The organism is Nostoc cycadae WK-1 (assembly GCF_002897135.1).
GTDB lineage: Bacteria > Cyanobacteriota > Cyanobacteriia > Cyanobacteriales > Nostocaceae > Nostoc_B.
The window spans coordinates 120,182-130,281 of the sequence record NZ_DF978429.1; the positions used below are offsets into that span (position 1 = coordinate 120,182).

Genomic DNA, 10,100 nt, shown 5'->3' on the forward strand with positions numbered 1-10,100 from the left:
GAACAGTCAGCGAGGCAGACAAATGCAGTTTAACTGTTAGCTGGACTCGACTGATCTTCTTGTGCAGTAGGTGTATCCTCTTTTGGAGCAGCCACCTTGACCATTGCATGACGTAGCACGCGATCGCCTATATAATATCCGCGTACTAACTCTTCTAACACTGTTCCTTCCGGATGTTCATCCGTAGGTTCGCGCATTACTGCCTCATGGAGGTTAGGATCAAACTGTTCACCTTCAGGCCGCATCGGTGATACTCCTAAGCGTTTTAAGGAATCGACTAATTGTTTATAAACTCCTTGATAACTTTTGTGAATTGTCATCTCGCCATCGGTTTGTGGTTTTAGGTGCGCTCGCGCCCGTTCAAAATTATCCACCACTGGCAGTAATTCCAGAATTGTGTTCCGCTTCACCTGTGCATCTAGCTCTTCTTTTTCTTTGCTAGTACGTTTGCGGTAATTCTCAAAATCTGCCGCAATCCGCATGTACTGAGTACTACGTTCTTCTACCTGCACCTTGAGAGACTCAATTTGTTGAGTCAACTCTGTCAAAGCGGCCGTTTCTGTTGGTGTTTTCTCGGTTGCAGCGAAGCCATCTTCTTGATTGAGCGCAGCCGTATCTCCTGATACATTGCTTGTGGCTGCCACTTGCTCAGTAACCTCGCTGCCAAATTCGTTGGAGTCTATTTGGGCTGGGGAGTCGCTCATCATTTCTTGCTTTACCTCTATTGGTTCACCCAATTGCTGGCTTGTATTGTTTACCTGTTTATTTTCGTCCATCATTGTCTCTTCCAGATACTATTGAGGACAATAAATCACCGCAAAGGTAGATTTTCTTGCCAACATTCTTCTGGAAGTGATATCACCGTCATCCTATTGTGACAAATGGTGAATATATTAGCGCATACTCTCTCAGGACGGGAACCCGAACGACCAAGGATAAAGTATAAATTTTCAGACTTCAGACTTCCCTAGAAATTTTATTAAGTTTAAATGAAATTTCTGTGCCGTTGCTTGGGAATACTTTAAGCAGAGGTTTTCCCCTACTAATTGCTCACCTATGACTCAATCGTCCCCGCAACGGCGCAGTACCGCTCTCACGACCCGAACAGAGTTTTCGCCATTCGGCAGTAAGCTAGTGCAATCTGGCTATGTTAATAGCGAACAGATGAGACAGGCACTGATTGAAAGTCGCAAATCTGGCAGGCCCCTGACGGAAGTGCTGGAGTCGATCACTGGGCGACAACTATCGCCTGAATTTCTCAGGCAGTATAAAAAACAACAGTTATTTGAACTTAAAATACTATACGGCGTTGAATCCCTAGATCCGGAAGTCAACAACATTGGCAATACAAATGTCGGCAGCCTGATTGAGACCCTGATTCCGGTGGATATTTGTCGTCGCCATCGTTTAGTACCACTATCGAAAAGTGAAGACCAAAACCCACCAAGCGTTTTAGTGGCGATGGTCGATCCGGATAACTTAGAAGCTTCCGATGACCTAAATCGCATTTTGCGCCCTCAAGGCCTGGCATTACAGAGGATGGTGATCACTCAGGAAGACTATCAGCAACTCATCAACCAATTTTTAGATGAGATGGCTGTGAAGCAAAAGCATCTGGAACAAGAAAAGTTTACAGATATTAATCAGGATTTAGAAAATCTTGGCAATCTGGATATCCAAGATGCACCGGATGAAATGGAAGCTGATTTGGGATCAGCGATGAAAGGAGCAGAAGATGCTCCAGTCATTAACCTAGTGAACAGAATCTTGGCTAAGGCTTTACACGAGAAGGTTTCGGATATTCACGTTGAACCTCAAGAAGAAAACTTACGCATTCGTTTTCGTAAGGATGGTGTATTGAGTGAAGCTTTTGATCCCTTACCGAAAAAAATTATCCCGGCTGTCACAGCCCGATTTAAAATTATCGCCAGTTTAGATATTGCCGAACGGCGTATGCCCCAAGACGGGCGTATTCGTCGGATGTTTGAAGGTAGAAAAGTTGACTTTCGTGTGAATACCTTGCCCAGTCGCTACGGCGAAAAAGTAGTACTGCGGATTTTGGATAACTCGTCTACTCAGTTGGGATTGAATAAGTTAATCACTGATCCGGAAACTTTGGGTATTGTCCAAGAGATGGTTAGTCGTCCCTTTGGTCTAATTTTGGTGACTGGGCCAACAGGTTCTGGTAAAACAACTTCGCTATATTCGGCATTATCAGAAAAGAACTCACCAGGAATTAATATCAGTACTGTTGAAGACCCGATTGAATATAGTTTGCCAGGGATTACCCAAGTACAGGTAATTCGAGAAAAAGGACTGGATTTTGCCACAGCACTGCGAGCCTTCTTGCGGCAAGATCCAGATGTGTTGTTAGTGGGGGAAACACGGGATAAAGAAACCGCCAAAACAGCGATTGAGGCAGCCTTAACAGGTCACTTAGTATTAACTACCTTACACACTAACGATGCGCCTGGTGCGATCGCTCGTTTAGGCGAAATGGGCATTGAGCCATTCATGGTTTCTAGTTCTTTAATTGGTGTGTTGGCACAACGTTTAGTGCGACGTGTCTGTTCTGAATGCCGCATTCCTTACACTCCCACTACAGAAGAACTAGCTCGCTATGGTCTATCTGCTGCTGGTGAGGTCGAACTCACATTCTACAAAGCTAATACTTTAACTACAGAAGCTTTAACAGAAGCCAAAGCCAAAAATCATGTTTGCCCAACTTGTAATGGTGTTGGGTACAAAGGACGCTGCGGTGTTTATGAGGTTATGCGCGTCACTGAAAATCTGCAAACCCTGATTAACCAAGAAGCACCCACAGAACGCATTAAAGAAGTTGCGGTAGAAGAGGGTATGAAAACCTTGTTGGCCTACAGCTTAGATTTAGTGCGTCAAGGAGCTACCACCTTAGAAGAAGTTGATCGGGTGACATTTACCGATACAGGCTTAGAGGCCGAGTTAAGAGCCAAACGTAAGAGTGGATTGACCTGTCGGACTTGCATTGCCGAACTTCAACCAGAATGGCTGGATTGTCCCTACTGTATGACACCCAGATTTCAAGATTAGTTAATAGTCCAACCAAATAACAAAAGGAACGCAGAACTATGGAAATGATGATTGAAGACTTGATGGAACAAATGATTGAAATGGGTGGTTCGGATATGCACTTATCCGCAGGTTTGCCTCCTTACTTTCGCATCAGTGGCAAACTGACACCTATCGGAGAGGAAATCTTGACTAATGATCAATGCCAAAGATTGATCTTTAGTATGCTCAACAATACCCAGCGTAAAACTTTAGAACAAACCTGGGAGTTAGATTGCTCTTATGGTGTGAAGGGTTTGGCTCGTTTTCGGGTGAATGTTTACAAAGAAAGAGGCTCTTACGCTGCTTGTTTACGAGCGTTAAGTTCCAAAATTCCTAACTTTGAAAAATTGGGTCTGCCAGATGTAGTGAGGGAAATGGCAGATAAGCCCAGAGGGCTAATTTTGGTGACAGGCCCTACAGGTTCTGGCAAAACAACTACACTAGCCGCAATTATCGACTTAATTAACCGCACTAAAGCAGAGCATATTTTGACTGTAGAAGACCCAATTGAATTTGTTTACGAACCAATTAAAAGCTTAGTCCATCAACGACAACTGGGTGAAGATACAAAAAGCTTTGCTAACGCCTTGAAAGCAGCTTTGCGGGAAGACCCAGATATTGTCTTGGTGGGAGAAATGCGGGATTTAGAAACAATTTCTTTGGCGATTTCAGCCGCAGAAACTGGACACTTGGTCTTTGGAACACTACACACCAGTTCAGCCGCCCAAACAGTTGACCGGATTATCGACGTTTTTCCCCATGAAAGACAAACTCAAGTACGGGTACAGTTATCTAACTCTCTCGTAGCCGTATTTAGCCAAACTTTAGTATCCAAGAAAAACCCTAAACCTGGGGAATATGGTCGAGTCATGGCTCAAGAAATTCTGATTGTTACTCCTGCTATTTCTAACTTGATTAGAGAAGGCAAAACTTCACAAATTTACTCAGCTATTCAGACTGGTGGCAAATTAGGAATGCAAACCCTGGAGAAAGTTTTAGCAGATTATTACAAAGCTGGCACTATTTCTTTTGAAGCGGCAATGTCTAAAACTTCTAAGCCAGATGAAATTCAACGTCTTATTGGTGCTACAGCACCCCCAGCCGGAGCAAAACCAGGTGCTGCTAAAGCCCACTAGAATTTCGTCGAGCATCAGAAAGTCAGTAATTAATAGTTAATATTTGACCTCACTATTAATTACTGATTTATTAACCAAATTTAAAATTTTGAATTTATATATCTATGCCAACCTTTGTTGCCCGCATTCGTGATTCTCAAGGCAAATCTCGAACTGAAAAAATTGTTGCTGAATCTTTAGCACAAGCTCGAACTAATCTCAGAGATAAAGGTTTTGTAGTTCAAGAACTCAAACAATCTCAAGGCTTGCCACTCAGTTTTGACTTTAAAAAATTTCAGAATTCTTTTGTTAAGGTGCCGATTAAAGAAAAAGCTGTTTTTTCTCGACAACTTGCTACTTTGGTAAATGCTGGAGTAGCAATTGTCAGAGGTTTGGGAGTACTAGCCGATCAGTGTACTAATCCTAAAATGAAACAAGCACTCATTGATATTAGTAATGATGTGCAAAGCGGTGTCAACCTTTCTGATTCAATGCGGAAGCATCCTGACTGTTTTGATGGTTTGTATGTCAGTATGATTCAAGCTGGAGAAGTTGGGGGTGTTTTAGATGAAGTACTCAATCGTTTAGCTAAATTACTAGAGGATGTAGCTAGATTACAAAACCAAATTAAATCAGCACTAGCTTATCCAACAGTGGTAGGTTTTATTGCGGTGAGTATCTTTGTCGGGATGACAGTTTTTCTTTTGCCTATTTTTGCCAAAATCTTCATAGAAATAGGTACAGAATTACCTCCTTTAACGCAATTTTTGATGACATGTAGTGAAATCTTAAGAAGTTGGAAATCTTTTTTCATCGTTGGCACATTTGTTGCCGGAAAATTTGCTTATGCACAATACTACAAAACACGCGTCGGCAGAGAAACAATTGATCGCTTATCTCTCAAAATGCCTTTATTTGGCGATTTGATTCAAAAATCTGCGGTAGCTAGATTTAGCCGAACTTTTGGTTCTTTAACTCGTTCAGGTGTGCCAATTTTGACTTCTTTAGAAATTGTGCGAGATACATCAGGAAATCAAGTAATTGCTAATGCTATTGATGCTGCTCGTGTAGAAATTCAACAAGGCGGGATGATTAGCGTTGCTTTACAAAAAGCGAATGTCTTTCCAGCAATGTCAATACAAATGATTAGTATTGGGGAAGAAACTGGAGAATTAGATGGGATGTTAATGAAGGTTGCTGATTTCTATGAAGATGAAGTTGAACAAGCGGTAAAAGCCCTAACTAGTGTTTTAGAACCAATTATGATTTTGGTTTTGGGAAGTATGGTTGGTACTATTTTGATGTCGATGTATCTGCCACTATTCAAAGTGTTTGAAAAGCTGGGATAAAAGGCGAAAGGATGAGGTTTGATCCTTCATCCTTCACACTAGCCTGCGGCAAGGCACCTAAAAGGTGTCTATATACTTCATATTTGATAAAATTATGCCTGTGCAGAAATCTCATTACGAAGCCAGCTTGGCAGAGTATAGCAATCATCAAGCGGCGATCGCACTACTCAAACAACACCGACCATATCTAGAAATGATTCCGAGTTTACGCCGCCCAGATGAAAGCGTAATTACTATTCCTCTGCCAATTGTTCGCTTGCGTAATAATATGTCAGCAACTCCACAAGTAACTTGTCTACCCTGCGATGTGGCAATTTTAATGTGTGATCCAGAATGGAAAGTAAAAACTGGAGCCGAAATTTTAATATTTATTCACCGTCCCCATGAAGACTTTTCTGATTTATTGGGACGTTGGCGACAAACTCAAGTTTTTTTAGATCAAGACTATGAATGGTTAATGCCTCCTCGTCATATTCATGTATTAAGTGAAGGTGCAAATACTATATATCCGTTGTTTTTGGTGTTTAGTGAAACATCAGAACGTATTCAAAGAGGTCTTTTAGGTGCAGACCTACCTTTTGTTATGCAAACATCATATTTGCTATTGGAAGAAGAGCGAAGAGAGGAAGAGGGACTAGAGGCTAGGGAATAGAGGCTAGAGAAAGGGTTTAGATGGGTAAAAACAGATCCAAAATATGATGAATCATTTTCATTCATATAATCTCTAAGCCCTAATCTGTAACCTCTAGCCTGTTATTTTACAAATTGAGGCATGATTTCAGCAGCGGTAAAGATGCCGTAAATGCCTCGTTGATGTAGTTGTATGCCAGCTTTGAGATAACCAAAAGCAGGTCCGCAGACATTCGCTGCCATACTGGTTTCATCGCCTAATGTAAAGGTATGGGTGGAAATTTTGCCTTCAAAGGTGCGCCCTGTAACTTTAACATTGGTGCTGAGGGGCTTTTTAGGATTGCGGGTATCAACTACACCGCCTACTGTAACGCGATCGCGTGATACGATTCCTGCTAACTCTAACATCACATCATCGGCGTGTTCCATGTTCTCTAAGGTCAGCACGCCGTTTGTTTTGTCTAATAATGCTTCTACCTCTGCATCAGTCATTGCCCGCGCAACTTCTACGGTATAACCAGGCATATGACCAATATCTTCCCGAACTGTGGCACGGTAAGCTTCCCAGTTGGCAATACCTACACCAAAGGTAATTTCGACTTTGTGGATTTCGGCATAGCTTTGGGCGGCTAAAGCAGCAGCAGCGGTTAACAGTCCTGGTGTTGCACCACAGCCTGTCATGTAGGTGATACCTGCGGCTTGCAGTTCTTCTTTCATCGCAATTAGCTGTTCTACTGCACTGGTGCGTTTGATTGCATCTACCAACACACCACGCCAACCAGATTTAATAAACTGTCGGGCTACGGAAGGAATAAAATCATTGGGTAAGTTGGGTAAAGCTAAAAAGTACCCATCTACAGGTTGGGCGCTATCGATTAACTCTTGAATACTGTTGCTAGTTAATGTACCAACTGGTTCTAAATAACCTACAGAACCTTGAGACTGATAAGTGGCAATGTTTTCTTGAAAATTTAAACCTTCAGCAGCGTAGGCGTAGCCTTTTTGATCTGCTACGGCTACTAAAGTCATTTCTCGTTTACCAGCAAGTACCTTGGCTGCTGCTTGTCCGAGTCCACCGAAACCTAATACTCCTACACGTAGCGCTGGCGTAATATTTGCTGTACTCATAGTCAATTACTTAAGTTGAATCAAAAGCTTTGAGTCTCAACCATCTTGGCTGATGGCGATCGCTCAAAGCTATAAAGGTTAATTATGCTTCATTATCCTGGTTTCTTCTCCAACCAGTTTAGTTTTTTCACCATAATTTGTTGCTGAGTGATTTAGGCTTGAGCAAATATTCACGCAGATCACCTGAAAAATCCAGAGAAAGACGAACACAGCTTTTGGACTTACAATAGAATTTAAGTAAAGCATCAATCTCTACTTTCCATGAGCATTAGTCTGACTCCGCACCAAGAACGCTTGATTCAAAAAAAGCTCCAAACTGGGAAATATAACTCTGTAGAGGAAGTGCTAGAAATCGCTCTGAGATTGTTGGATGAATATGATCGCGCTGAAGTTGAATGGGTAGAGGATGTGCGCGGAAAAATTGATGCTGCGATCGCAATTTCAGAGCAAACACCACCTATTGACGGTGAAACCTTTGTCAATCAAATTTTAGACCGATTTAAGCAACAGCGTCAGGCAGGAAAATGAATCGCTACGTTATCAATATTCTTGCTAGTCGTGACCTTAACGAAATTGCTGAATACTTCGCGCAAAACAGCCTGGAAGCAGGTGAAAACTTTTTTCAAGAATTTAACCGCAAGTGCCAACAACTTGTTACATTTCCCAACAGTGGTAGAAGTTATGCAGAAATCCGCTCTGACTTACGAGGATTAACACTTGAAGGATACATCATTTTTTATAGACTATTGGATGATGGAATTGAAATTTTGCGGGTAGTGAGTGGCCGTCGTAACCTTCCATCTGTTTTTGATGGGTCTGAATAAAATAACCTTTCCATAGCTCCATCGCTCAAAGCTATAAAGGTTAATTATGCTTTATTATCCTGGTTTATTCCCCAAGCAGATCAGTTTTTTTACCAGAGATTCTTGCTAGATGATTTGAAGCAGGCAGCAATTTTCCCAGGGTTAATACTGTTTGAGCTTTAGTTTAAATTATGCTCTAGTAATATTGTAACGTTTATCAGATACAGCCTAACACTGCATTGGAGTGAATGAATCTTTAAACATAATGCGAGTACACCAAGAAATTACTGAAAGAATAAGGTACGTTGAAAGATTTGAGGTTTTAGTTTCTGGCAAATCATTACATTATGGAAAACCTACAAATCTTCGTTCTGATGAGTATCCTTTTAGTCGTGCGGCAAATCGCCAGATGCCTATATCAAAATGGCTAGAAACTCGATTTAGTCAAACATATCCAGGGTTCCAAGCGAGTGTAATTTATCCAAATGGTTCAACAGTTAGCCCTGATATTCCTATTGGGGTTGTAAGAGACGCATACAAGGAAATTAGTAGCTTGTATGGCCAATCAATGAGATTTAAGTTTTATAGTAATGATCAATCTTCAATTATTAAGCTAAAAACAAATCTTAAGAAAGCAGGAATCGAGACAAAATTCGCAAGCCCATCTATTTTATGGCTGTGGCAATGGTACACCGTTGAGAGTGAGATTTTACGTATTCATCTTCCTATGTTTCATCGCCTAGCACTGCCTAATATATTAAAATCATTTATTTCTTCAAAAGATATCGGCTTTGAATTTAACTTCAGTTCTGATCGTTATCATTTATTTGAAGCTAACTCTGACTATTCATATTTTGGAATGGAGCAGTTTCGATTGTTAAAATCTTTCAGTAGTTAGTTTGTTTAAATTTTTTCTAGATTGGTCTGAGAAACAACGTACCATCTGAAAAATGAATAGCCTGCTGATTTTACCCAATTTCAAAAAAGAAAGATCCTTTTCGCTATCCTAGAAAAGTAAATCATTGCCCGATTTAACGATGGTTGCTTTACCCGATCGCATTTTAATAAGTGCAGAGGAATATCTAATTTGGGAACCTACCCAAGAGCAACGCTACGAGTATTGGGATGGTGAAGTTGTAGCTATGAGTGGCGGTGCGCGCAACCACAACCGAGTTTCTGGAAATTTCTTTAAGCTTTTAGATGATGCTCTAGCTGATCGCTCTTGTGAAGTCTACATTGTAGATGTAAAGGTGCAGGTAGAACCGGGACAGAAGTATTTTTATCCTGATGTGGTGGTGACTTGCGATGAACGCGATGATGATCCACAATTCATACACTTTCCTTGCTTAATTATTGAAGTGTTATCACCATCAACGGAAGCAGCTGATCGAGGAAAAAAGTTTGCTGCATATCGTCAATGTCCAACCTTGCAAGAATATGTCTTAGTACAAGTAGCACAACCTGGTGTAGAAGTCTTTCGCCGCAATGAACAGGGAAAATGGGTATTGTCTGATTATAATTTGGGCGACAGATTGCTATTAGAATCGGTGAATGTAGAAATAGCGATCGCTGATTTGTACCGACAAGTTGAGTTTGAAGCCGAAGCAACCGACTGACTCTACCTGAATTGTCAGTATAATATGCAGATACTCTCCATATAATTTAGCTATGCTGCTGGTGATGTTGATTAGGCCGCAGCGTTAAAGGTTATGCGATCGCTAACAGTACAAGGTTTCCACATCTGCTCAAAATCTTCCACACTGTAATGCACGAGAAATTTATTTTAGTCAGGCGATCACTAATTTCTCACAATGTTACAAAATTCTTGAATAACCCTTGTGGGGTGAGCGACAGATTTTGCCAACGCTCACCCTCAAATTTTTAGAGCCAAAACAGTCTCTATCAGTAGTCATAAATTTAACTTATAGCTTTATTAAGTAAATATTTCTGAAATCCCTTTACAAAAAGCAATAATTACCTTTAAG

The 10,100-nt window shown here is 41.0% G+C and carries 10 protein-coding genes; 8 read left to right on the forward strand and 2 right to left on the reverse strand.

Annotated elements, in window-relative coordinates; genetic code table 11:
- Positions 1-29 precede the first annotated feature (29 nt).
- Positions 30-779: a nucleotide exchange factor GrpE gene (gene grpE, locus NCWK1_RS14605; protein WP_096581487.1), complete on the reverse strand. Its 750-nt coding sequence runs from the start codon at positions 777-779 to the stop codon at positions 30-32.
- 277 nt (positions 780-1,056) lie between these two features.
- Between grpE and NCWK1_RS14610 the strand changes: the two genes are divergently transcribed.
- The 4 genes from NCWK1_RS14610 (at position 1,057) to NCWK1_RS14625 (ending at position 6,206) form a co-directional block, all read left to right on the forward strand.
- Complete coding sequence (locus tag NCWK1_RS14610) at positions 1,057-3,069, forward strand: GspE/PulE family protein (protein ID WP_096581489.1); 2,013 nt, start codon at positions 1,057-1,059, stop codon at positions 3,067-3,069.
- Positions 3,070-3,107: 38 nt separating this feature from the next.
- Positions 3,108-4,226, forward strand: coding sequence for a type IV pilus twitching motility protein PilT (locus NCWK1_RS14615; RefSeq protein ID WP_015112099.1), 1,119 nt, complete (start codon positions 3,108-3,110; stop codon positions 4,224-4,226).
- Between the two features lie 104 nt (positions 4,227-4,330).
- Positions 4,331-5,554, forward strand: a complete 1,224-nt coding sequence (locus tag NCWK1_RS14620; RefSeq protein WP_096581492.1) for a type II secretion system F family protein — start codon at positions 4,331-4,333, stop codon at positions 5,552-5,554.
- A gap of 94 nt (positions 5,555-5,648) precedes the next feature.
- Positions 5,649-6,206, forward strand: coding sequence for a hypothetical protein (locus NCWK1_RS14625; RefSeq protein ID WP_103125211.1), 558 nt, complete (start codon positions 5,649-5,651; stop codon positions 6,204-6,206).
- Positions 6,207-6,307: 101 nt separating this feature from the next.
- Here the strand turns inward: NCWK1_RS14625 and bioU are convergent, their stop codons facing one another.
- Positions 6,308-7,312: a (S)-8-amino-7-oxononanoate synthase BioU gene (gene bioU / locus NCWK1_RS14630; RefSeq protein WP_103125212.1), complete on the reverse strand. Its 1,005-nt coding sequence runs from the start codon at positions 7,310-7,312 to the stop codon at positions 6,308-6,310.
- A gap of 261 nt (positions 7,313-7,573) precedes the next feature.
- Here bioU and NCWK1_RS14635 point away from each other — a divergent pair, with 261 nt between their 5' ends.
- The 4 genes from NCWK1_RS14635 (at position 7,574) to NCWK1_RS14650 (ending at position 9,731) form a co-directional block, all read left to right on the forward strand.
- Positions 7,574-7,840: a ribbon-helix-helix domain-containing protein gene (locus tag NCWK1_RS14635; protein ID WP_103125213.1), complete on the forward strand. Its 267-nt coding sequence runs from the start codon at positions 7,574-7,576 to the stop codon at positions 7,838-7,840.
- On the forward strand, positions 7,837-8,136 hold the full coding sequence (locus NCWK1_RS14640) for a type II toxin-antitoxin system RelE/ParE family toxin (protein WP_103125214.1): 300 nt from the start codon (positions 7,837-7,839) through the stop codon (positions 8,134-8,136). The genes NCWK1_RS14635 and NCWK1_RS14640 overlap by 4 nt, the downstream gene beginning before the upstream one ends.
- 223 nt (positions 8,137-8,359) lie before the next feature.
- Positions 8,360-9,013: a hypothetical protein gene (locus NCWK1_RS14645; RefSeq protein WP_146033991.1), complete on the forward strand. Its 654-nt coding sequence runs from the start codon at positions 8,360-8,362 to the stop codon at positions 9,011-9,013.
- 139 nt (positions 9,014-9,152) lie between these two features.
- The gene (locus NCWK1_RS14650) at positions 9,153-9,731 is read left to right on the forward strand and encodes a Uma2 family endonuclease (protein ID WP_103125216.1); all 579 of its coding nucleotides are present in this window, start codon (positions 9,153-9,155) and stop codon (positions 9,729-9,731) included.
- Positions 9,732-10,100 lie beyond the last annotated feature (369 nt).